The organism is Paracoccus onchidii (assembly GCF_028294535.1).
Lineage (GTDB): Bacteria > Pseudomonadota > Alphaproteobacteria > Rhodobacterales > Rhodobacteraceae > Paracoccus > Paracoccus onchidii.
This window is the reverse complement of record NZ_JAQBIE010000018.1, coordinates 44,104-66,887: the sequence shown is the minus strand read 5'-3', so window position 1 is coordinate 66,887 and position 22,784 is coordinate 44,104. Positions and strand designations below refer to the sequence as shown.

At 60.9% G+C, this 22,784-nt stretch carries 27 protein-coding genes; 16 read left to right on the top strand and 11 right to left on the bottom strand.

The window, feature by feature from the left end:
- Complete coding sequence (locus PAF17_RS14170; protein WP_271889761.1) at positions 1-663, bottom strand: alpha/beta hydrolase; 663 nt, start codon at positions 661-663, stop codon at positions 1-3.
- 165 nt (positions 664-828) lie between these two features.
- Here PAF17_RS14170 and iscR point away from each other — a divergent pair, with 165 nt between their 5' ends.
- The gene (iscR, locus tag PAF17_RS14165; RefSeq protein ID WP_271889760.1) at positions 829-1,287 is read left to right on the top strand and encodes a Fe-S cluster assembly transcriptional regulator IscR; all 459 of its coding nucleotides are present in this window, start codon (positions 829-831) and stop codon (positions 1,285-1,287) included.
- An 8-nt stretch (positions 1,288-1,295) separates the two neighbouring features.
- On the opposite strand, the gene PAF17_RS14160 is transcribed toward iscR, so the two are convergent.
- Positions 1,296-1,799, bottom strand: a complete 504-nt coding sequence (locus PAF17_RS14160) for an Lrp/AsnC family transcriptional regulator (RefSeq protein WP_271889759.1) — start codon at positions 1,797-1,799, stop codon at positions 1,296-1,298.
- 101 nt (positions 1,800-1,900) lie between these two features.
- Here PAF17_RS14160 and PAF17_RS14155 point away from each other — a divergent pair, with 101 nt between their 5' ends.
- The 11 genes from PAF17_RS14155 (at position 1,901) to arsH (ending at position 12,030) form a co-directional block, all read left to right on the top strand.
- Complete coding sequence (locus PAF17_RS14155) at positions 1,901-2,230, top strand: DUF2849 domain-containing protein (protein WP_271889758.1); 330 nt, start codon at positions 1,901-1,903, stop codon at positions 2,228-2,230.
- On the top strand, positions 2,223-3,881 hold the full coding sequence (locus tag PAF17_RS14150) for a nitrite/sulfite reductase (RefSeq protein WP_271889757.1): 1,659 nt from the start codon (positions 2,223-2,225) through the stop codon (positions 3,879-3,881). The genes PAF17_RS14155 and PAF17_RS14150 overlap by 8 nt, the downstream gene beginning before the upstream one ends.
- Positions 3,874-4,605, top strand: coding sequence for a phosphoadenylyl-sulfate reductase (locus tag PAF17_RS14145; protein WP_271889756.1), 732 nt, complete (start codon positions 3,874-3,876; stop codon positions 4,603-4,605). The genes PAF17_RS14150 and PAF17_RS14145 overlap by 8 nt, the downstream gene beginning before the upstream one ends.
- On the top strand, positions 4,602-4,988 hold the full coding sequence (locus PAF17_RS14140) for a DUF934 domain-containing protein (RefSeq protein WP_271889755.1): 387 nt from the start codon (positions 4,602-4,604) through the stop codon (positions 4,986-4,988). Before PAF17_RS14145 ends, PAF17_RS14140 begins: the two co-directional genes overlap by 4 nt.
- Before the next feature lie 51 nt (positions 4,989-5,039).
- Complete coding sequence (locus PAF17_RS14135) at positions 5,040-5,879, top strand: ferredoxin--NADP reductase (RefSeq protein WP_271889754.1); 840 nt, start codon at positions 5,040-5,042, stop codon at positions 5,877-5,879.
- A gap of 183 nt (positions 5,880-6,062) precedes the next feature.
- The gene (locus PAF17_RS14130) at positions 6,063-7,943 is read left to right on the top strand and encodes an OmpA family protein (RefSeq protein WP_271889753.1); all 1,881 of its coding nucleotides are present in this window, start codon (positions 6,063-6,065) and stop codon (positions 7,941-7,943) included.
- Between the two features lie 249 nt (positions 7,944-8,192).
- Positions 8,193-9,422 carry a Hint domain-containing protein gene (locus PAF17_RS14125; RefSeq protein WP_271889752.1) on the top strand — a complete coding sequence of 410 codons (1,230 nt, stop codon included), beginning with the start codon at positions 8,193-8,195 and terminating at the stop codon, positions 9,420-9,422.
- Between the two features lie 64 nt (positions 9,423-9,486).
- The gene (locus PAF17_RS14120) at positions 9,487-9,819 is read left to right on the top strand and encodes an ArsR/SmtB family transcription factor (protein ID WP_271889751.1); all 333 of its coding nucleotides are present in this window, start codon (positions 9,487-9,489) and stop codon (positions 9,817-9,819) included.
- Positions 9,820-9,855: 36 nt separating this feature from the next.
- Positions 9,856-10,908 carry an ACR3 family arsenite efflux transporter gene (gene arsB / locus PAF17_RS14115; protein ID WP_271889750.1) on the top strand — a complete coding sequence of 351 codons (1,053 nt, stop codon included), beginning with the start codon at positions 9,856-9,858 and terminating at the stop codon, positions 10,906-10,908.
- Positions 10,905-11,324, top strand: a complete 420-nt coding sequence (gene arsC / locus PAF17_RS14110) for an arsenate reductase (glutaredoxin) (protein WP_271889749.1) — start codon at positions 10,905-10,907, stop codon at positions 11,322-11,324. Before arsB ends, arsC begins: the two co-directional genes overlap by 4 nt.
- Positions 11,317-12,030, top strand: a complete 714-nt coding sequence (gene arsH, locus PAF17_RS14105) for an arsenical resistance protein ArsH (protein WP_271889748.1) — start codon at positions 11,317-11,319, stop codon at positions 12,028-12,030. Before arsC ends, arsH begins: the two co-directional genes overlap by 8 nt.
- 6 nt (positions 12,031-12,036) lie before the next feature.
- Here the strand turns inward: arsH and PAF17_RS14100 are convergent, their stop codons facing one another.
- From PAF17_RS14100 to PAF17_RS14075, 6 genes are all read right to left on the bottom strand, one after another.
- Positions 12,037-13,014, bottom strand: coding sequence for a magnesium transporter CorA family protein (locus PAF17_RS14100; protein ID WP_271889747.1), 978 nt, complete (start codon positions 13,012-13,014; stop codon positions 12,037-12,039).
- Between the two features lie 158 nt (positions 13,015-13,172).
- Positions 13,173-13,373 (bottom strand): CsbD family protein, encoded by a 201-nt coding sequence (locus PAF17_RS14095; RefSeq protein WP_271889746.1) that lies wholly within the window; start codon positions 13,371-13,373, stop codon positions 13,173-13,175.
- 79 nt (positions 13,374-13,452) lie between these two features.
- The gene (locus tag PAF17_RS14090) at positions 13,453-14,403 is read right to left on the bottom strand and encodes a 2-hydroxyacid dehydrogenase (protein ID WP_271889745.1); all 951 of its coding nucleotides are present in this window, start codon (positions 14,401-14,403) and stop codon (positions 13,453-13,455) included.
- Complete coding sequence (locus PAF17_RS14085; RefSeq protein ID WP_271889744.1) at positions 14,403-14,735, bottom strand: tRNA-binding protein; 333 nt, start codon at positions 14,733-14,735, stop codon at positions 14,403-14,405. The genes PAF17_RS14090 and PAF17_RS14085 overlap by 1 nt, the downstream gene beginning before the upstream one ends.
- Positions 14,732-15,547: a pyrroline-5-carboxylate reductase gene (gene proC, locus PAF17_RS14080; RefSeq protein WP_271889743.1), complete on the bottom strand. Its 816-nt coding sequence runs from the start codon at positions 15,545-15,547 to the stop codon at positions 14,732-14,734. The genes PAF17_RS14085 and proC overlap by 4 nt, the downstream gene beginning before the upstream one ends.
- Positions 15,548-15,585: 38 nt before the next feature.
- Positions 15,586-16,089 carry a type III secretion system chaperone family protein gene (locus tag PAF17_RS14075; protein ID WP_271889742.1) on the bottom strand — a complete coding sequence of 168 codons (504 nt, stop codon included), beginning with the start codon at positions 16,087-16,089 and terminating at the stop codon, positions 15,586-15,588.
- 206 nt (positions 16,090-16,295) lie between these two features.
- Here PAF17_RS14075 and cobD point away from each other — a divergent pair, with 206 nt between their 5' ends.
- The 4 genes from cobD (at position 16,296) to PAF17_RS14055 (ending at position 19,373) form a co-directional block, all read left to right on the top strand.
- The gene (gene cobD / locus PAF17_RS14070; protein ID WP_271889741.1) at positions 16,296-17,258 is read left to right on the top strand and encodes a threonine-phosphate decarboxylase CobD; all 963 of its coding nucleotides are present in this window, start codon (positions 16,296-16,298) and stop codon (positions 17,256-17,258) included.
- 56 nt (positions 17,259-17,314) lie between these two features.
- Positions 17,315-17,785, top strand: coding sequence for a hypothetical protein (locus PAF17_RS14065; protein WP_271889740.1), 471 nt, complete (start codon positions 17,315-17,317; stop codon positions 17,783-17,785).
- Between the two features lie 77 nt (positions 17,786-17,862).
- Positions 17,863-18,768, top strand: coding sequence for a polyphosphate kinase 2 (ppk2, locus tag PAF17_RS14060; RefSeq protein WP_271889739.1), 906 nt, complete (start codon positions 17,863-17,865; stop codon positions 18,766-18,768).
- Positions 18,769-18,911: 143 nt separating this feature from the next.
- Positions 18,912-19,373, top strand: coding sequence for a tellurite resistance TerB family protein (locus tag PAF17_RS14055; RefSeq protein ID WP_271889738.1), 462 nt, complete (start codon positions 18,912-18,914; stop codon positions 19,371-19,373).
- Here PAF17_RS14055 and PAF17_RS14050 read toward each other — a convergent pair.
- From PAF17_RS14050 to PAF17_RS14040, 3 genes are read right to left on the bottom strand one after another with little or no spacing between them, the layout of a single operon-like run.
- The gene (locus PAF17_RS14050; RefSeq protein WP_271889737.1) at positions 19,370-20,680 is read right to left on the bottom strand and encodes an NAD(P)/FAD-dependent oxidoreductase; all 1,311 of its coding nucleotides are present in this window, start codon (positions 20,678-20,680) and stop codon (positions 19,370-19,372) included. The genes PAF17_RS14055 and PAF17_RS14050 overlap by 4 nt on opposite strands.
- Positions 20,677-22,035, bottom strand: a complete 1,359-nt coding sequence (locus PAF17_RS14045; protein ID WP_271889736.1) for a glutamine synthetase family protein — start codon at positions 22,033-22,035, stop codon at positions 20,677-20,679. Before PAF17_RS14045 ends, PAF17_RS14050 begins: the two co-directional genes overlap by 4 nt.
- Entirely contained in the window at positions 22,032-22,730 is a 699-nt protein-coding gene (locus PAF17_RS14040) for a type 1 glutamine amidotransferase (protein ID WP_271889735.1), read from the bottom strand. The genes PAF17_RS14045 and PAF17_RS14040 overlap by 4 nt, the downstream gene beginning before the upstream one ends.
- Positions 22,731-22,784 lie beyond the last annotated feature (54 nt).

Sequence of the window (22,784 nt, the reverse complement as noted above, 5' to 3'; positions counted from 1 at the left end):
TTACCGCGTGCTTTCGGTCAAGCGGCGGCGGACATACCCCTGAACGTTCGAGATCATCGGCTTCATGTGTTGTTCGTCATCGCGGAAGAAATGGTCAGCGCCCTCGATTTCTTCATGCGTGATCGTGATGCCTTTCTGCTCGCGCAGCTTGCCGACCAGCGTGTGGGTATCCTTGGGCGGCGCCACCCGATCGGCGGTGCCGTTGATGATCAGCCCGGACGAGGGGCAAGGCGCAAGAAAGCTGAAATCATACATGTTCGCCGGGGGCGCAACGCTGATAAAGCCGGTGATCTCGGGGCGGCGCATCAACAGCTGCATCCCGATCCACGCGCCAAAGCTGAAGCCCGCCACCCAGCAATGCTTGGAATTCGGGTTCATCGCCTGCAGATAATCCAGCGCCGAAGCAGCATCAGACAGCTCGCCCACGCCCTGATCGAATTCGCCCTGGCTGCGGCCAACCCCGCGGAAATTGAACCGCATCACCGTGAAGCCCATATTATGGAACGCATAGTGCAGGTTATAGACAACACGGTTGTTCATCGTGCCGCCATATTGCGGATGCGGATGCAATATGATGGCGATCGGGGCATCGGGCTTGCCGGGTTGCGGATGGTAACGGCCTTCCAAACGACCTTCGGGACCCGGGAAAATCAGCTCTGGCATCGTCATCCTTCACAGCATGTTGGTTTCTTGACGCCTTCGCGTCCGACTTCTAGACCAGTTATCTGGGAAGCCAGCGCCACCGACACAAGAAACAGGCCATCGCGGCATAGCGCAGCGATATGCCAGACGTCAATCCGGCGTCAGCCACAAGCAGGGGGTCATGCGATGAAACTGTCAACCAAAGGGCGTTACGCGGTCATTGCCCTGACCGATCTGTCGATTGCAAAACCCGAGGAGCTGACGTCATTGTCGGAAATCTCGAGACGGCAGGATATTTCCCTGCCCTATCTTGAACAGCTCTTCGTGCGCCTGCGCCGGGCCGGGCTTGTCGAATCGGTCAGAGGTCCGGGCGGCGGATACCGCCTTGCCCGCCAACCCGAAACCATCCGCATTTCCGACGTGCTCGAAGCGGTGGATGAAACCGTCAGCGCAATGCATGTCGGTGCCGGAGCTTCGGGCGGGGTCTCGGGGTCTCGCGCACAGACCCTGTCCAACCGCCTGTGGGAGGGCCTGTCGGCCCATGTCTATGTGTTCCTGCACAATCACACGCTGGCAGATATTGCCAAGAACCAGTTGCTGCCCTGCCCCGCGCTACCCAAGATCCTCAGCGTCGTGGACGAATAGCGGGCCATTCACGGAATCGGCAAGGCGCTTGTCGCCTTGATCTCTTCCATCGACAGCAGCGCGGTGACGTTGTGAATTTTCACCTCGCTGATCAATGACTGGTAGAACCGGTCATAGGCACGCGCGTTGCGCACCTGCACCTTGAGGATATAGTCGATATCCCCGGCCAGGCGATGCGCCTCGATGACTTCGGGGCGGTCGCGCAGTGCCTGCAGGAACCGCGTCGCCCAGTCCTTGTCATGTTCACTGGTGCGCACCAGCACGAAGAAACATGCCTCCAGCCCCAACGCATCCGGGTCCAGAATCGCCACCTGTCGCAGGATCACCCCGGCATCGCGCAGTTTGCGGATTCGGTTCCAGACCGGCGTCTTGGATGCACCGACCCGCTCGGCGATCTGGTCCAGCGACAGGCTGGCATCGCTTTGCAGCAGGGAAAGGATTTTACGATCCACGTCATCCAGCCGGACGGATGTCCGCTCTGGATCGGAATCGAAAGGAATTTTGCCCGACATATTCGCCTCGATGGTCAACTTGTCCTTATTTCGCGCAGCCTATCGCAAAATTCCAGAACAAAATTCTATATATGAAGGCAGCAAGGGAAAGGTCCGAAACCATGAGCAAAGCCTTTACACCGACAGCCGCACGGCCCGGAGTCATCACAGCCAATGACCTGCGCGAAGGTCATAACGTCTGGATGTGCGATGAAGGCTGGACCGCAGACCCCAAGCGCGCAACCGTGTTCGAAGACGAAGCCATCGCCGAAATCGCCTTGCTCGAGGCGATCGGTCAGGCCGATCGCGTGGTCGGCCCCTATCTGGCCGAGGTTAGGCGCGGCCCCGACGGCCCCGAACCTACCCATTTCCGCGAAGCGTTCCGCCAGACCGGCCCGTCCAATTACTTCCACGGCATTCAGGCCGAGAAAGCACAGGCAGCCAATGTTTGATATCCGCCCCGTCGAAACCGACTATGTGCGCCACCGCGCCCAGCAGTTTCGCGATCAGGTCGCGCGACGTCTGGACGGCAGCCTGACCGAGGATGAATTCAAGCCGCTGCGCCTGATGAACGGCGTCTATCTGCAGCTGCATGCCTATATGCTGCGCGTGGCCATTCCCTATGGCACGATCAGCCCCGATCAGATGCGCATGCTGGCGCATCTGGCCGCGACCTATGACAAGGGCTACGGCCACTGGACCACCCGCCAGAACATCCAGTTCAACTGGCCCAAGCTGGTGGACATTCCCGATATGCTGGACGATCTGGCCTCGGCCGGGATGCATGCCATCCAGACCTCGGGCAACACGATCCGCAACGTGACCACCGACGCCTTTGCCGGTGCCGCCAAGGACGAAGTGACCGATCCGCGCCCCTATGCCGAATTGCTGCGCAGCTGGTCGACCGACCATGCCGAATTCCAGTGGTTGCCGCGCAAGTTCAAGATCGCCATTTCCGGCGGCTCGCGCGACCGTGCGCTGGTTGCGGCCCATGACATCGGGCTGCGTCTGGTCGAACAGGACGGCAAGGCCGGCTTCGAGGTCTGGGTCGGGGGCGGTCTTGGCCGCACGCCGATGCTGGGCCAGGTGATCCGCGACTTCCTGCCGGAAGAGGATCTGCTGCCCTATATCGAAGCGATCATCGCGACCTATAACCTGTCGGGTCGTCGCGACAACAAATACAAGGCCCGCATCAAGATCACCGTGTCCGAACGCGGTCTGGACGTGTTCAAGGCCGAAACCGAGGAAGAATTCCTGCGCCGCCGCCGCGATTTCCACGGTGCCGACCGCGAGGCGCTGGCGATCTTCAAGGACCGCTTTGCCGCCCCGGCCTTCCGCAATGCCGGCAGCGACGGCTATCAGGCCGAGCGTCAGGCGAACCCCGCCTTCCGCAGCTGGGCCGATACCAACCTGCACGACCACAAGGTCGACGGCTATGCCAGCGTCATCGTGACCTTCAAATCGCCGGGCGAGACGCCGGGCGATGCCAGCGCCGAACAGATGCGCCTGCTGGCCGATCTGGCCGAGAAATACGGCCATAACGACCTGCGCATCAGCCATGACCAGAACGTCGTGCTGCCGCATGTCCACAAATCGGATCTGGCCGCGCTGTATCTGGCGCTGCGCGAAGCCGGGCTGGCCACCGCGAATGCCGGACTGACCAGCGATATCATCGCCTGCCCCGGCATGGATTACTGCGCGCTGGCGACCGCCCGTTCGATTCCGATCGCACAAGAAATCGCCGACCATTTCCGCGCCGAAGGCCTGGAAGAGGAAATCGGCAAGCTGAACATCCGCATCTCGGGCTGCATCAACGCCTGCGGTCACCACCATCTGGGTCATATCGGCATCCTGGGGCTGGATCGCGCCGGGGTCGAGAATTATCAGATCACGCTGGGTGGCGACGGCTATGACATCCCGGCCATCGGCCAACGTGCCGGTGCGGGCTTCCCCGCCGAAGAGGTCGTGCCCGCCATCGACCGCCTGATGCGCGCCTATCTTGAGGTCCGCGAAAGCGCGTCCGAGCGCTTTCTGGATGCCTATCGCCGCCTTGGCCCCGCGCCCTTCAAGGCCGCGCTCTACCCCGAGGCCGCCCATGCTTGATGGCAACCTCGACACGCGCGCGGGGCTGCTGAACGACCGGTATCGGCATCACGCCGCGACCGGGGTTCTGCGCCGCGCGGTCAGCGACCCCGATCTGGGGCGCGTGGCGCTGGTGTCGTCATTCGGCGCGGAATCGGTCGTGCTGCTGCATATGGTCAGTGTTGTCGCGCCGGGCCTGCCGGTCCTGTTCATCGACACCGAGATGCTGTTTCCCGAAACGCTGGCCTACCAGCGCGAGGTGGCGGCAAAGCTGGGCCTGACCGACATCCGCATCATCCGCGCCACCGCAGATGAGATCGCCCGCCACGATCCCGACGGCACCCTGCATCAGTTCGATCAGGACGCCTGCTGCAACCTGCGCAAGACCGTGCCGCTGGAACAGGCCCTGTCGGGCTTTGACGCCTGGATCACCGGCCGCAAACGTTTCCAGAACGGCCAGCGCGCCGCGCTGGAATTCTTCGAGCCCGAAGAACCCGCGCGCCTGCGCGTGAACCCCCTGGCCCATTGGCGGCCCGAGGATGTGCAGGAATACATGGTCGAAAACAACCTGCCCCGGCATCCGCTGGTCGCCAAGGGCTATCCGTCAATCGGTTGTGCGCCCTGCACCTCGCCCGTAAAGCCGGGCGAAGACCCCCGCGCGGGCCGCTGGCGCGGCAGCGACAAATCCGAATGCGGCATTCACTTCATTGGCGGGCGCATGGTCCGCGGAAAGGTCCCGGCATGAGCGAGCAACTGAACAGCGAAGACATCATCGTTCGCGACGACGGCTTTCACCCGCTGGACGTTCAGGCCGAACTGATCCTTGCGCCCGACACAGCGCCCGAAAAACTGGTCGACCACCTGCATCGCGACCTGATCGGCATCGACTTTCCGGCCTTCAGCGATGGTCGCGGCTTCACGCTGGCGCGTCGCCTGCGCGAACTGGGCTATCAGGGTCGCCTGCGTGCGACCGGCCGCCTGATCGCCGATCAATACGCCATGGCCCGCCGCGTGGGCTTTGACGAGGTGCAGGTGGCCGCCGACATCGCCGCCCGCCAGCCGCAGGACCAATGGGTCGCCCGTTCGGACTGGCGCGACTTTGACCACCGCGCAAACCTGGCAAGCTAAGCGGGCTTTCGCCGCATTGCCAAATAGCATAAGACATTCTGGAATTTTGACATGACGCTGGATCTGACCGTGGCCGACGCCGCCGAAAAACCTGCCAAGACCCTCCCCGATGCCCAGACGGTCACCGCCGTGACGCATTGGACCGACACGCTGTTTTCGTTCCGCGTGACCCGCCCGGCAAGCCTGCGCTTCCGGTCGGGCGAATTCGTGATGATCGGCCTGCCGGGCGACAATGGCAAGCCGATCCTGCGCGCCTATTCCATCGCCTCGCCCAACTGGGACGATGAACTGGAATTCTATTCGATCAAGGTGCCGGACGGCCCGCTGACCTCGCGTCTGCAGCACATCCAGCCGGGCGATCAGATCATCCTGCGCCCCAAACCCGTCGGCACGCTGGTTCTGGATGCGCTGCTGCCGGGCAAGCGCCTGTGGTTCCTGGCCACCGGCACCGGCCTTGCGCCCTTTGCCAGCCTGATGCGCGACCCAGAAACCTTCGAGCGTTACGAGCAGGTCATCATGATGCACACCTGCCGCACCGCGGACGAACTGACCTATGGTCGCGAACTGGTCGAGAACCTGAAAAACGACCCGCTGCTGGGCGAGTTGTATGGCGAGGACTTCGCCAAGCGCCTGCTGTATTACCCGACCACCACGCGCGAGGAATCTCCGCTGATGGGCCGGATCACCGACAACATGACCTCGGGCAAGGTGTTCCAGGATCTGGGCCTGCCCCCGATGGATGCCGAAACCGACCGCGCCATGATCTGCGGCAGCCTGGCGTTCAACGTCGATGTGAAGGCCGTTCTGGAAGGCTTTGGCCTGCGTGAAGGCGCCAATTCGGACCCCAAGGAATTCGTGGTCGAAAAGGCTTTCGTCGGCGAAGGTGTCTGACCGGTCCTGATTACCCTATTCGCCAGCAAAAAGGGCGCGTGGTTTTCCTCGCGCCCTTTTTCATGTTCGCGATCCTTGACGGGACATGATCACGGCAAGGTCACGGCAATTTTGAAACAACTTCGCCGCTGCCGGGTTAAGGTGGTTCAAAGGCCCTGACAGGACCGGAACACAGGATTCAAAATGCCGCGCAATATCGTCTCTTTCACGACGGCCGTAACCACATCCATGTCGTTATTGCTGCCTCAGCCGCTCTTCGCGCAGGAACGGCCCCGCGACATCATCATCGCGCAAGACGCGAAAAAAGAGGTCACGAAAGAGGACATTCTGCGCGCGCGCCAACGCGCAGAAGAAGCCCGCCAACAACAGCAGCATTCCAAGAAACGCGAGAACGAAGCCAAGCGGCAAGAAGTTACCAAGGAAGATATCGCCAAGGCCCGCAAACGCGCCAAAGAGGCCAAAGAGGCCGAGAAGGCCGAGAAGGCCGAGAAGGCCGAGAAGGCCGAGAAGGCCGAGAAAAAATCGAACAAGGACAAGCAACGCAAGCACCAGCACAAGAAACGCGATGCTGACAAGCACCGCGCGGATCATGATCAGCGCAACCATGATCGACACAAGGATCACAAGACAGCACAGCAACGGAAAAAAACCGGCCATGAACGCGACAGTCGCGGCAAGCCCGCCAAGGCGATAGCATTTTCGAAGACAGATCTTGCGAAACGTCGCTCGGACAATATGGGCGGGCTCGACCGCGTATTCCGCCACGAACTTTCCGGCGGACTGACGCGGGACAGGTTGGCCTGCAAATCGGGTGGGGTCTATCCCTGCGGCAAGAATGACCTGCTGTTGTCTCCACGCGGTGTGGTGCTGGAACAGGGCCCGAATGGCGGGCTGCACCTGGCATCGGCCGCCGACCAGATCTATCGTGTCAATCAAGAGGGCGAGCTGATCGGTCGCGATGGCCGGCGCGAAAAATCCCGCGCCGCATCCGAGGCCGCGCGCGAAACCCGTGCCGCCAATGCAGCGGCCCTGAATGATCAGGGGAACCAACGCCGCCGCCACCGCGAAGAACGAATCGCCAGGGAAGACCGTCGCTCTTCCAGCGAAGATTTCCGGACCGCATTGCGTGATGCCAATCGGCGCAAGGCCGATACCGACAAAGATGATGACGACAATGATCTGGCCAAGGCCCTGTTGCTGGGTCTGGGCGCCGTCGCCGTTGGCTCGATGCTGAACAATAATCGACAGGTCGCGCTCAGCACGCCGGATCGCGTGGTCGTGACGCGGCCCGATGGCAGCCAAGAGGTGATCAAGGACGAGACCGCCCTGTTGCGCGAACCCGGCTCGACGGTGACCACCGAGGAATTCGACGATGGGTCGTCACGCACCATCGTCACCCGCACGGATGGAAGCAAAGTCGTCACGATCCGCGATGCCGACCTGCGGGTTCTGCGCCGCACATTGGTGTCGGCCGATGGCCGCACGACCCGCCTGATTGACGAAACGCAGCCGGTGCCACCCGTCGATACCGCAACCCTGCCCGCCCCGGCGCCAGTGACAGAATGGGGCGCGAATATGGATGAAGCGGCGCTGCGTGCGGCGCTGCAGCGCGAATCCGGTATCGACCGGCGCTTTACCCTTGGCCAGATCCGCAACATCCCCGAGGTTCGCGCCCTGGTTGCGCCAATCGATATGGATGCGATCACATTCGCAACGGGATCTGCGGCATTGTCACCCGATCAGGCCCAAGGGCTTGCTGATCTTGGACGGGTCATCACCGATTCCATCAGGCAGAACCCGAACGAGATTTTCATGATCGAAGGTCACACGGACACGGTCGGCCCCAATGAAATGAACCTCGCATTGTCCGACCGGCGCGCGGAAACAGTCGCGTTGGCCCTGACCGAGTATTTCGATGTTCCGCCGGAAAATCTGGTTGTTCAGGGTTATGGCGAAGCATTCCCGAAGATACGCGCAGACGGGGACATCCGCGCCAACCGGCGTGCATCCGTGCGCAGGATCACCGATTTGCTTCAGGTTTCAGACGACGAGCAGGCCATCTGAACCCGCGACCCGACCCGCATGGTGGCGAAATCCCGTCCATCGCTGACCATGCGGCGCCGGATTACAGGGGCTTGCAGCCCTGCAGTGATATAAAAAGAAATAATTCAACCAGAGGTATATTGCGCAGACAAGAAGAAGCTGATTAAAACTTGCATGATCTGCAGAGAACCTCAGCCGTCAGCACGCGACATCGCCAGGCTATCGGCATCTTTGCATTCATGATGTTCGTTTATAATGGTGCCTGCGCTCATGCCTTTTCTGACTGGAATCCCTGATGCAACACTGGCTACCGTCGGCGCCGATCTGACGGTCGTGGATCTGCCCCCGACCCAATTGATCAACTTGTTCGGAGCGTCACGGACATTCGAAGAATTCGATATCGCGTCACCTTTGGGCGACACTTTGACCCAAGGCGATGAAATCGCGCCGATCGATTCCACCGGTCAATCGTTGGAAGAAGGCACTTATCTGGGTGAGGCGACCCTGATGAATGCGGGCGCCACTGTCGGTTTGCCGGGGGTTGCCGATATCAGCCTTACCGTGAACCCGATCGAGGGTCAGGTGATGCAGGATGAGGACGGAAACGTCTTCATGATCACCGATGACGAGCTGAGCGATGACCGGCTTTCAGTCACGGCAGCGGTCACCGTTCTGGGCATTCCGATCGAAATCACAGCACCAGCATCGGAAATTACCGAAAGCCTGGCCTCGGCCGTTGAAAGCGCCGTTCCCATTGGGGGCGCAGCTATCGCCGCCCTGATCCGTGGCGGAACAGATACGATTCAGGCGACGCTGGACACCACCATCATCACCATGGATTTTGACCCCGACGGCAGCTTCATTCTGGATGATGATGACGTTCTGGCATGTTTTGTTCATGGAACGCGGATCGAAACCGATTGCGGTGCCATCCCCGTTCAAGACATCTCGGTCGGGCAAATGATCATGACACGCGATCACGGCCTGCGCCCGGTGCGCTGGGTCGGATCAGCCAAGCTGGGCCCCATCCGACTGCGGGCTCGACCGCAGCTACGCCCCATCCGCATCCTGGCCGGTGCCTTGGGGCAAAACTGCCCGGCAACGGAACTGCTGGTGTCGCCGCAACACCGGATATTGGTGCGCTCATCCATCGCCCAACGCATGTTCGGCACCGACGAGGTGCTGGTCGCCGCAAAGCACCTGCTGGAACTGGACGGTATCGAAATCGCTTCGGATCTGAGCCGGGTCGAATATTTTCACATCATGTTCGACGATCATGAAATTGTGCATTCCAATGGTGCGGAAACCGAATCCTTCTATGCGGGAACAGAAGCACTGAATCTTGTCGGCGCATCGGCCAGAAACGAAATTTTCGAGCTTTTCCCGTCGCTTGCAGAACAAGAATCCCCATTGGCATCGGCGCGGATACTGCCGAACGGGCGTAAGGCGCGCCAATTGGCAACCCGGCACGCCCGCAATCGGAAACAACTGGTAAGCTGAACTACCAAAGGTTTTCGCGTCTGAGCACTTGTCATTCATCGTTCTTTTCCATAATTCATGTAATATGGAAAAGAACGATGCACTGCTTGGCCTTTCGGCCCTGGCCCATGAAATCCGGCTGGATGTCTTTCGCCTGTTGATTCAGGCGGGGCCACAGGGGCTGACCGCGGGTGATCTGGCCAGATTGGCGGATATCCGGCCCAACACCCTGTCAAACAACCTGAACATCCTGTCCGCAGCGGATCTTGTGCGATCTTCTCGCGAAGGACGCTCGGTCAGGTATTTCGCCCAGATGGATACCATGCGGGATCTGTTGGGCTTCTTGCTGCAGGATTGCTGTGGCGGGCAGGTCGAGTTGTGCCAATCCTTTCTGGATCAGATCGCCTGCGATTGCTGAGGCGCGTCGTCCGGATATGACAGAAAAGAACATGACATGAGCGACATGACAGCCGACCAGCCCAACGGCATGGGCAGTTTCGAACGATACCTCACATTGTGGGTGGCGCTTGCGATGATTGCGGGCATCGCGATTGGGGCGGTGATGCCGGGCGTAGTGAATGCTGTGGCGTCGGCCGAGATCGCCTCGATCAATCTTGTCGTCGCCGTGCTGATCTGGGCGATGGTCTATCCAATGATGGTCAGCGTCGATTTCGGCGCGATTTCCGGGGTGGCGCGACAACCTCGGGGTCTGCTGATCACATTGATCGTCAACTGGCTGATCAAGCCGTTCAGCATGGCCTTGTTGGCGGTGCTGTTCTTCGACAATATCTTCGCGCCCTGGATCGCCCCCGAAGACGCGGCGCAATACATCGCCGGGCTGATCCTGTTGGGGGCCGCCCCCTGCACGGCCATGGTCTTCGTATGGTCACAGCTGACGCGGGGCGATGCGACCTATACGCTGGTGCAGGTTTCCCTCAACGATCTGATCATGGTGGTCGCGTTCGCGCCCATCGTCGCCTTCCTGCTGGGGGTGACCGACATCACCGTGCCCTGGAAAACATTGGTTCTGGCGACATTGCTGTATGTCGTGTTGCCGCTGGCCGCCGGCATGCTGACGCGACGCGCGCTTGGTACACCCCAAGCCATCGATGCATTTTCTGCACGGATCAAGCCCCTGTCCATGATCGGCCTGATTGCCACCGTCGCCATTCTTTTCGGCCTTCAGGGAGAGGTCATCCTGAATCGACCCGCTGTCATTCTGCTGATCGCGGTGCCGATCCTGATCCAAAGCTATGGCATCTTTGCCATCGCCTATGGCGCGGCCTATGCGCTGAAGGTGCCCCATCGCATCGCCGCCCCCTGTGCGATGATCGGCACATCCAATTTCTTCGAACTCGCCGTCGCGGTCGCCATCAGCCTTTTCGGGCTGAATTCCGGCGCCGCACTGGCCACGGTGGTCGGCGTTCTGGTCGAGGTACCGGTCATGCTGTCCCTGGTGGCATTTGCCAACCGCACCCGCAATCGCTTTGCACAGGATCAGTCATGATCGTCATTCATCACAACCCCAAATGCAGCACATCACGCAATGCCCTGGCCGCCATTCGCGCAACCGGGGCCAAGCCCGTGATCGTCAACTATCTTGAAACCGGCTGGACGCGTCCGCAGCTGCAGGCCCTGTTTGCCGCTGCGGGGCTGACGCCGCGACAAGCCATGCGCGACGTCCGTTCCCCCGCCCAGGACATGGGGCTGCTTGAGGACGGCGTGACCGATGATGACATTCTGGATGCCATGATCGCCCATCCCGTTCTGGTGCATCGCCCCATCGTCGCCACCCCCAAGGGCGTGCGCCTGTGCCGCCCTTGGCAAATGGTTCTCGACCTGCTGGAGACGCGCCCCGATGGCCCCCTGTCCACGCAGGACGGCAAGCCGCTGTTGGACAAGAAAGGAAATCCCGTTGACTGATCTGCCCAATATCACCCCCGACGCCTTTGCCCCGATCGACCGCGATCAGCTTTTCCCCCTGCAGCGCAGTGGCGCGCCCGCGCGTATCCTGTTGATGTATGGATCATTGCGCGACCGCAGCTTTTCGCGCTTTGCGGTGGAAGAGGCCGGACGCATCTTGAACGCATTGGGCATCGAGACGCGCATCTTCGACCCGCATGGCCTGCCATTGCCCGATGCCAGCGACGCAGATCACCCCAAGGTCACGGAACTGCGCGATCTGGTCACATGGAGCGACGGCATGGTCTGGTCATCGCCAGAACGTCACGGCGCGATGTCGGGCGTGATGAAGGCCCAGATCGACTGGATCCCCCTGTCTCTGGGTGGTGTACGCCCCACGCAGGGCAAGACCCTTGCGGTGATGCAGGTTTGCGGCGGCAGCCAAAGCTTCAACACCGTGAACCAATTGCGGATCCTGGGCCGCTGGATGCGGCTGCTGACGATCCCCAACCAGTCATCTGTCGCAAAGGCATGGGACGAATTCGACGAGAACGGGCGCATGAAACCCTCGCCCTATTACAATCGAATCGTTGATGTCATGGAAGAACTGGCCCGCTTTACCATCTTGACGCGAGACATTCGCGATCATCTGGTCGACCGCTATTCCGAAAGAGTTGAAAGCCGGGCGGAACTATCCTCGCGGGTGAACATGTCCAAGGCCATCTAGCCCGCATTACAACCAGTTCTTCCATCTCAGGAACAGCCAGGTGGCCACCGATGTGCCCAACATCAAACCCAGCGCCATCGGATAACCCCAGGGCTGTTCCAGCTCGGGCATGTTGGAAAAGTTCATGCCATACATGCTGGCAATCAGCGTCGGCGGCAGGAAAAGCGCGGCGATGACCGACAGGATTCTGACCGTGCTGTTCTGTTCAAGGTTGATCATGCCAAGGATCGCATCCACGGCAAGACTGACGCGCGATGACAGGAAATCGGCATGAACCTCCAGCGCCTGCACATCCCGCAGCTGTGCCTTGATCACCGGACGCAGTTTGCTGCCTTCACGGCGATCATTGGTCGTGGCCTGGCAAAAAGCCAGGATTCGCTCGATGCTGAGCAGACCCAGCCGGACCCGCGCCATCAGTTCTGCCTCGCGTCCGACGACGCGCAGCGCCTCTTGCAGCCGGTCGGCGCCGTCCTGCCGCGACTGCCCCATCGCGGTGCGCCGCTCGAACACGGCGGCACTGGTTTCATCCAGCGACCGCCCCGAGGCCTCGAGGATATCGGCAAGACGCGCGATGATTTCTTCCAGCAGTCCGGCGAACAAGCGGTCGGCGCTGGAACATCCCAGGGTGGATCGCTCGGCGCGGTCAGGGAAGGTCAGGAACGGGCGTGGTGAATGGTGGCGCACAGTGACCAGACGGTCAGCGGACAGAATGAAGGTGACTGGCATGGCCGAACGGATTCCATCGGCGCGGTCCCCCGGCAGGACCGCCGTCATGTATTCCATGCCATTTTCACGATACAGCCGGTTGGAGATCTCGATTTCCTCCATATCGGCAAGCGACGGCACATCGACCCCCATTTCGCGCAGCAGCGCAACCTCGGCATCCGATGGCTGGATCATGTCAATCCAGATGGCCTGTGTCGCATCAGCGTCACGCGGCAACTGGACGATACGGTCCGACTGGGTGACATAGCTGTACAACATCGGCAAATCCCCTGCTGACGAACAAAGGTCACCTGCCGGACCTGTCATACCCCCTGATAGGCCGGAAACACCCATGCGGTAAAGACGGGCCGCGGCCCTGACCGCCACGAAAAAGGCCCGGACAATACCGGGCCTTGATGCAAGTTCAGATAAGTGGTTCAGACCTTGTCGGCAAAGTAATTGTCGATCTCCTGCTCGGCCTGCTCTTTTGTCCAGCCGTATTTTTCTTGCAGTTTCCCGGCCAGCTGATCCTTTTTGCCGTCGATCTGATCCAGATCGTCATTGGTCAGTTCGCCCCATTTTTCCTGGGCCGTGCCTTTCAACTGCTGCCATTTGCCTTGAACGATATCCCAGTTCATCTCGTCCTCCTTTGAGTGCAAGCGTTGTATGCCCCCTCAACGACAAGCCGCCATGTCAGGTTCCGGACATCAGGAGAGTTCAGTTCACCAGATCGCGAGGTGGGCGCCCTTCGACAAAGGCAAGCAGGTTGTCCAGCGCACGTTGCGCCATTGCAGTGCGTGCGGGTTCGGTCGCAGTTCCAAGATGGGGAAGCAACGTGGCATTGGGCGCATCCAGCAGTGCCTGCGGGACCACGGGCTCGTGTTCATAGACATCCAGCCCCGCCCCCGCGATCTGGCCCGTAACCAGCGCATCGATCAGCGCAGCTTCATGGACGATATCGCCACGCGCGATATTGACCAGAACCCCCCGTGGGCCAAGCGCCTGCAGCTGCTCGGCGCCGATCATGTGGCGCGTCCCCGCCCCACCGGGAACGGCAATAACTGCGACATCGCATTCCTGCATCATTTCGTTCAGACCGGGCATCTGGCGCGCCGGAATATCCAGCGCCGAAACGGTCGAGCGGTTGTGAAACACGACACGCATCCCGAAACCCAGATGACAGCGCCGGGCAATTGCCTTGCCGATACGACCCATCCCCACGATCCCGACAGTCGCACCCGCGACCTGCGATCCCAGCAATTGTGTCGGGTTCCAGCCCTGCCACTGCCCTGCACGCAGGATACGCTCGCCCTCGCTGGCGCGTCGCATCGCCATCAGGATCAGGGTCATCGCGATATCTGCTGTCGGCTCGGTCACGACATCCGGGGTGTTCGTCACCGAAATCCCCGCCGCCCGTGCCGCCTCGATATCGATATGGTTGAACCCGGCCCCGAAATTCGCCAGGAACTTGCAGCGCACCCCATCACCCGCAAAGGCCGCCTGTGTAAAGGCATCGCCAAGGGTCGGAATGATCGCGTCATAGTCACGCAAGGCCCGGGCGGCACCGGCTTCGTCAAGCGCCGTATTGTCGCGGAAATCAACCTGAAACCGCGCCTCGATGGATTTGGTGGCCCGTTCGGTCATGGGCCGTGTCACAAGCAGCTTCATCAGAACAACCTGCCTCCATCCGGAATCGCCAGATCGGGTCTGACAAGAACAACCTCGCCATCCTCATCCGGAACCCCCAGAACAAGCACCTCCGAGCGCACCGGCCCGATCTGACGGGGCGGGAAATTCACCACGCACATGACCTGTTTGCCGACCAGGCTGTCGACATCATAGTGCCGCGTAATCTGAGCCGATGACTTCCTGCTGCCCAGTTCACCCAGATCGACCCACAGCTTGATCGCGGGCTTGCGTGCCTCGGGGAAAGGTTCGGCACGGGTAATCGTGCCGACACGAATATCGACCTTGAGAAAATCGTCAAAGCTGATGGTCATGACCCGGCCTTTCCAAGCTCGCGCCCCCGGTCGGCTGCCGCGGCAACAGTCCTGCGCATCAGCGGTGGCAATCCGGTTTCAGCATCCATCAGCACATTCAGTCCCGCCGCCGTCGTTCCCCCCGGCGAGGTCACGTTTTCGCGCAGCACCGCCGGATCTTCGTCGGCGTCGATGGCCAGCGCACCGGCACCCGCAACCGTCATCCGCGCCAGTTCCAACGCCAGCTCGCCAGAAAGCCCCTGCGCTTCACCGGCCTGCGCCATCGCTTCGATCAGGTGGAACACATATGCCGGCCCGCTGCCGGAAAGCCCGGTGACGGCATCCATCTGATCCTCGCTTTCCAGCCGGACCACGCGCCCCACCGCGCTCATCAGGGTTTCCGCCAGATCAAGATGCGCCGCACCGGCAAGATCATTGCCAATCAGCGCCGAAATACCCTTGCCGATTGCCGCCGGCGTGTTGGGCATCACCCGCACGATCGGCGCGTTCGGAAAGCTGTTGGCAAATGTCGCGATCGTGGTGCCTGCGGCTACGGATACGATCAGGGTGTCGCGCAGCACCGGCACTTCGCCAAGGGCATCGGCCATCATCTGCGGCTTGACCGCCAGAACCAGAACTGCCGGATTTTCGGGCAATGCCTCGTTGACGCGCATCCCCTTATCGCGCCATTCAGGCGCCAGGCGCGGGTCGATCACCGTGACAGATCCCGGTTGCAGCCCGCGCGCCAGCCACCCCCTCAGCATCGCGCCGCCCATGCGGCCACAGCCGACCAGAACCAAACCGCGTTCGTTGATGTCGTCGAAATCGCTCATCCGTTCCCCCACATTGTCTTGGCGGGGGCCGGCGCCCCCTATGCCCGTCCGTAGGCTTCGCCCAAGGCGATGTCCAGTGCGGCGGCGGGTTCGGTATCGCCCCAACCCACAAGCTGAAAGGACGGATAGAACCGTTCACAGGCAATCAGCGCATTGCCGATCATCTGGTCGATCTGCTCGGGTTCGGCCACGGCTTCCCCGGCCAGAACCAGCCCATAGCGCCAAACCATCAGCCGTTGCTGCGCCCAGAATGTGAAACCGCCGTCCCAGACCTGATCATTGGTCAGGTTCAGCGTTTCATAGATCCGCGACAGACGATCGGCGGGCGGATCCATATCAAAGGTACAGATCAGGCGCAGCACCTCTTCGCTCGGCGACCATGCCAGCGTCAGGGAATAGCTGCGCCACTGACCTTCGACGACCATGGCGATCTGATCGTCGGCCAGACGGTCAAAATCCCATGCGTGATGGGTGGCGACAGCCTCGACAATATCGATGGGATGGATTTCGTCGCTGGCGATGAAGTTGTCAGTCTGAGCCATGCCTGCATCCTGCCTATCTGCGGGGGCGATTCTGACGCCGCTAACCCTTGGTTTCGATACAATACCGAGCATAGGTGCCCGAATGTTCTTACTATATATCGTGGTCGGGAATCGCGGTGGTGTAAAGTAAAAATTCGCTAACAGATTGCACAGCAGCATGGCATTCCATACCAGATGCAGGGGCAGGAAAAGGCAGGAATCACAAGATGCGCCGCGACCACGGGGGCAATATCGACGAAGCGGCACGCCGCTATGGCGGGACCGACTGGATCGACCTTTCGACCGGAATCAACCGCCGTCCATGGGCGGTGCCACCCCTGCCCGGTGCTGCATGGCAGGCATTGCCCACGGCAACGGCGCTGACCCATCTGATCAACGTCGCCGCAGCATGGTTTCGCTGCGACCCGACCTGCATCCTGCCCGTTGCCGGGGCATCCGCCGCGATACAGGTGATACCCCGAATCCTGCCGCGCGGTTCGGCGCATGTGCTGTCGCCAAGCTACAATGAGCATGCCGCCAGCCTGCGCCAGGCGGGCTGGCAGGTCACCGAAACCCCCAGCCCCGACCATATGTCCGGGGCCGATCTTGCGGTGATCGTCAACCCGAACAATCCCGACGGACGAGAATTCACCGCCGATTCGCTGGTCGCGCTGGCGGGTCGTGTCGGGCATCTGCTGGTGGACGAAAGCTTCGCCGATCCCCGCCCCGATCTTTCGGTTGCGCCGGCCCTTCCCGAAAATTGCCTTGTCCTGCGCAGCTTCGGGAAATTCTGGGGCCTTGCCGGATTGAGATTGGGCTTTGTGATCGCCCGGCCGACATTGCTGGCGGCAATTGCCGAACGAACCGGCCCGTGGTCCGTCAGCGGACCCGCGCTGGCCATCGGGGCGGCCGCGATGGCCGATCACGACTGGGCCGATGAAACCGTCACCTACCATTCCGAAGCCTGCCTGCGACTGGACAAGATAGCCTGCCGCGCGGGCTGGACACCTGTGGGTGGCACGCATCTGTTCCGGCTGTATGATACCGGTGATGCGCTTGCCGCGCAGGAACAACTGGCACGGTCGCAAATCTGGTCCCGGCGCTTTCCCTATTCCGGAAACTGGCTGCGACTGGGCATCCCCGGATCTCGTGCCGAATGGGCGCGGCTGTCCCAAGCGATCGCTTCCTGATTTGCCCCCCGCGCCCTGCCGTGGCAATGAGGATCACCCCGACAAAGGAGAGCGCCTTGCCCTGCCTGTTTCGCCTTGCCGTGATCGCCCTGCTGGCAATGGCGGCACCAACACACGCCGATGCGCCGCTGATCATTCTGGATCAGACGCAGTTGCCGTTTGACCTCGGTCCGGGACACCCGGCCAACAAGCCGTCAAAGCGATCCAACTCGCCCCATGCCCAATGGAATTCAGCCGGGAACACCGCGAACTCATCATCGGTATGGTCGAACCGCCCCAGCAATCCCGCCAATGAAAAGCGGTTGATCATCACCGCGGACGGCGGGGTTCTGGGGTATTATGCCTATAACGCGGGCGGGGTGCTGAACCTGTTTGACATCAACGGCCGGCGTATCGCCTATCGACCGGCACGGGGCACGCGCAGCCTGTTCACGACCGGCGGCGAATGGTGCGGCACCGTCGACGGCAGCAGGCAACGCTTTGTTCTGGCCGTCACCAAGGGCTGCGCATCGAAATTCCGACGCTAATTCGCCCACCGATGCGGAATGGCCGCAAATTCGTTACATTCCTTCCTTAAAGGGGGGCACAGATACCGGAGAGGACCATGCAGGAAACACCCAAGGACTGGCTCGAGGAAGAGCTGCAGGATACGCTGGACGAAGACATCGAGATCGAACTTGAAGATGCGGTCCTGTCGGCCGAAATCAAGCGCATCTACCGCAGCCACCATCCCAACCAGATGGACCGCAAGCTGTATTTCCAGGAGCTTCTGCGCCTGCAATCCGAGCTGATCAAGCTGCAGGATTGGGTATCCTATCACAAGGAAAAGGTCGTGGTCCTGTTCGAAGGCCGCGATTCCGCAGGCAAGGGTGGCGCGATCAAGCGGATCACCCAGCGCCTGAACCCGCGCGTGGCGCGTGTCGTGGCCCTGCCCGCGCCTTCGGACCGTGAAAAGACGCAATGGTATTTCCAGCGCTATGTTCCCCACCTGCCCGCAGGGGGCGAAATCGTGCTGTTCGACCGCAGCTGGTACAACCGCGCCGGCGTCGAACGTGTGATGGGCTTTGCCGATGAAGATCAGGTTGAACAGTTCTTTCAGGACGTGCCCGAATTTGAACGCATGCTGGTTCGTTCCGGAATCCGCGTGGTCAAATACTGGTTCTCGGTCACGGATGAAGAACAGCAAATGCGCTTCCTGATGCGCATCCACGATCCGCTGAAACAGTGGAAACTGTCGCCGATGGACCTGCAATCCCGCGTCCGCTGGGAAGCTTATACAAAGGCCAAGGAAGACATGTTCGAACGCACGAACATTCCCGAGGCACCTTGGTATATCGTGCCCGGCAATGACAAGAAACGCGCGCGCCTGAACTGCATGAGCCACCTGCTGACGCTGTTTCCCTATACCGATGTCCCCCACGAGGACATTCAGCTTCCCGATCGCGTTTTCAACCCCGATTACGAACGCGAAGTGTTGCCGCGCGATCTGTATGTTCCCCAGAAATACTAACACCCTCCGATAGCCGAACCGGTCCCCGTATCCGGTTCGGGTTTCGACCCGGATTTCGCCAATGTGAACCACCGTCGCCCGAAAGGCGGCGGTGTCAGCCATTCCGCGCTTGTCGGCCTTTGGAAAAGCCGTATGATCCGCGTATGTTCCAAGGCCTGCTGTCCAGATTGTTCGTCGAAGCCCCCGGCCCCAAGCCCCTTGCATCGCAAGATGCCGAGGTTGCATTGGCGGCTTTGCTGGTTCGTGTCGCGCGTGCAGATGATCATTATGACCAGTCAGAGCGTCAGCGCATCGACGCGATCCTTGCCCGCCGCCGCGGGCTGACCCTGCACGAAGCTGCCGAACGCCGCGCTGCCGCGGAAATGATCGAGGCCGAGGCACCGGACACCGTGCGCTTTACCCGCGAGATCAAGGACCGCATCGCGCTTGACGATCGTCTCGGCGTCATTGCCGCCATGTGGGAAGTGGCCTATGCCGACGATCAGCGCGGCGCCGATGAGGAATCGATGATCCGCCTGGTCTCTGGCCTGTTGGGCATAACCGACCGCGATTCGGCGCTGACCCGGCAAAAGGTTCTGGAACAGATGGGGCGCGATCCGGGCTAGAACCCCAGGCGATCACGCAGCCCATACCAGGCCATACCCGCAACCAGCAATGGACCGCGCAGCAGCGCCCCACCCGGAAATGCAGGTGTAGGAACGGCCGCCATGGCGTCGAAACCCGATGCCTGACCGGCGATGGCCTTTGCCATCAATTGCCCCGACAGGGTCGCCAGCGCTACACCATGGCCGGAAAATCCGCTGGCCGACAGGCAATTGGGCGCGGGTCGTGCGAAACAGGGCATGCGGTTCATTGTGATGGCCAGGGTGCCGCCCCATGCATGGGTCAGCGGAATATCGGCCAGCTGCGGATAGATCGCCGCAAGATGAGGCCGCACGACCGCCGCAATATCGCGCGGGAATCGATAGGTAACGGTCTCGCCACCCCCGAAAATCAGCCGCCGTTCATCATCCAGCCGCCAATAGTTGACGACGAATTTCGTGTCGGCAACGGCCGTATTGCGCGGCAGCACATCGGGGAACCGATCGCCCAAAGGCTCCGTCGCCACGATATAGTTGTTGATCGGCATGACCCGCGCCGCGACCTTCGGTTCGATCTGACCCAGATAGCCGTTTCCGGCCAGCACCAGATGATCGCAGGTGATCTGACCCGCATCGCAATGCACGATGGTCTTTTCACCGGCCCGGGTCGCGTGGGTCACCCGGCTGACATATGTGTTTTCATACAGCCTGACGCCTGCCTCCCCGGCCAGGCGCGCCATGCCCAGTGCAAGATTCAGGGGATGCACATGCCCCGCCCCCCAGTCGACATCACCGCCACGATAGGCATCGCTGCCCAGCATGGCAGCCAATCCGTCGCGATCCAGCAGCTCGATTGATTCATAGCCATATGCCTGCCGCAAATGCGCAGCCATGCTGTTGGCGTGATCTATCTCGGCCTGGTTACGACAGGCATGCACGACCCCGTCACGGATCGGAACCCCGGCTTCCTTTGCCAGACTGCGCACCAACGCTTTGGCCTCTTGCGCCAAAGACCATAAATGCGCAGCCTGGTCCGTGCCCAGATGCCTTTCCAGCCAGTCGATCTCTTGTCGTTGCCCGGAACCGATCTGCCCGCCATTGCGGCCTGACGCCCCGAACCCGACGCGATGCGCCTCGACCAACGCCACATCCAAGCCAGCCCGCGCCAGATGCAGTGCCGCCGACAACCCGGTATATCCGCCGCCAATAACCGCTACATCGGCACGAATCGGGCCCTGCAAGGTAGGAAATGGGTCCAGATGCGTCCGCGTCGCGGCATAGACGCTGTCGGGATATTCGCCGCGACGATCGTTCACATATAACAGGTTCATACGTTCAACAGCAGATGTTCCCGCTCCCACGGGCTGATGACCTGAAGGAACTCTTTGTATTCGTTGCGTTTCACCGCTTCGTAAAGATCGACGAATTCTGCGCCCAGCACATCGCGCATGGGCTGGCTTTCGGTCATCAGATCCAGTGCATCGCCCAGGTTATACGGCAGCTCATCCCGCGACATATAGGCGTCACCCCGGCATTGCGCACGCGGCCCCTGCTGTTCGATCAAACCCAGATAACCGCATGCCAACGACGCCGCGATCCCCAGATAGGGGTTGCAGTCCATTCCGGCCAACCGGTTTTCAACACGACGCGCCTCGGCCTCCGAGATCGGCACGCGCAGTCCGGTGGTCCGGTTGTCGCGCCCCCATTCCAGATTGATCGGCGCGGCAAAATCGGGAACATAGCGACGATAGCTGTTCACATAGGGCGCCAGCAAAGCCACGGCGGCGGGCAGATGCCGCTGCATGCCGCCAATGAAATTCAGGAAATCCGGTGTCTCGTTCCCTTCGGCATCGGAAAAGATATTCCGGCCCGACGCCAGATCGACCACCGAGTGATGGATATGCATCGCGCTGCCCGGTTCGCCCTCGATGGGCTTGGCCATGAAGGTCGCGAAACAATCATGACGCAGCGCAGCCTCTCGGATCAGTCGCTTGAAATAGAACATCTCGTCAGCCAAAGCGACCGGATCACCATGATTGAGATTGATCTCGATCTGTCCAGCCCCGCCTTCTTGCAGGATGCCATCGATTTCAAACCCCTGACTTTCGGCGAAATCATAGATATCGTCGATGACCTTGCCGTATTCATCCACCGCGGACATCGAATATGCCTGCTTGGCGGCCGCCCTGCGGCCCGTGCGGCCCATCGGCGGGATGATCGGCTGATTGGGATCCGTATTTCGGGCGACCAGAAAGAACTCCATCTCCGGGGCGACGACCGGTTTCCATCCCTTGTCCTGATACAGCTTGACCACGCGCTTCAACACGTTGCGCGGCGCGATAGGGATCGGGTTTCCCTGCTGGTCATGGGCGTCATGGATGACCTGCATGGTCCAGTCGGCCGTCCACGGCGCTGCGGCTGCGGTGCTGTAATCCGGTGTCAGAATCATGTCAGGCTCGGTAAACGCGCCGGCGGGATTGTCGGCCCATTCGCCCGTGATCGTCTGAAGAAAGATCGAATTGGGCAGGTAGAACTTGTCCTGCCGCACAAATTTCGACGCGGGCATCGCCTTGCCCCGCGCGACACCGGCGATATCGGCAACGATACATTCCACCTCGTCCAGCCTGCGTTCGGCCAGATAATCTCGTGCGGCCTGCGGCGCACCCTTCAGCCATTCGGCGCTCATGCGGCCCCCTCTGCCTTGCGGCGCGGCAATTTGAAAAACGTTTCCATACGGTCGGCAATGGCGTGTGAGGCCTTGACCTCTCCCATGCGCTGCGCTGCACGGTCCAGCAGCGGTTGGGGAACAACGCCTTTGGCGCGCGTGTCCATCAACCCCTGCACCACCGTGTCGTCGAATTCGGGATGGGCCTGAATCGTATAGGCGCGATCCCCATAAATCAGCGCCGCATTCGCACAAAAGGCATTGCGCCCGGCCACCCGGGCACCTTCTGGTAGCGACACGACCTGATCCTGGTGCCACGCATTCAGGGTGACTGGAACACCATCGAAATCATAATCCTGCGCCCCGACCGCCCATCCGCCGGAATATTTTTCCACTTTGCCACCAAGCGCCTGGGCAATGATCTGATGACCAAAGCAGATGCCGACCACCGGGATTCCCGCGTCATAGATTTTCCGAACAAGCGTTTCCAGCGGCGCGATGAACGGATGGTCCTCATAGGCACCGTGGCGCGATCCGGTCAGCAGCCATCCATCGGCATCATCGATGTCAGCAGGAAATTGCATGTTCTCGACATGATAAACATCGAAGTCGAACCCCCTGTCAGCCAGAAGGCGGACAAACATGTCCGGATAGTCGCCAATCTCGCCCTTCAACTCGGCGGGCGACTGGCCACATTGAAGTATGCCGATACGCATGAATAACCCATGGTTTTGATTATACCCGCAAGGTAGTCACGCAATGGCCCCGGC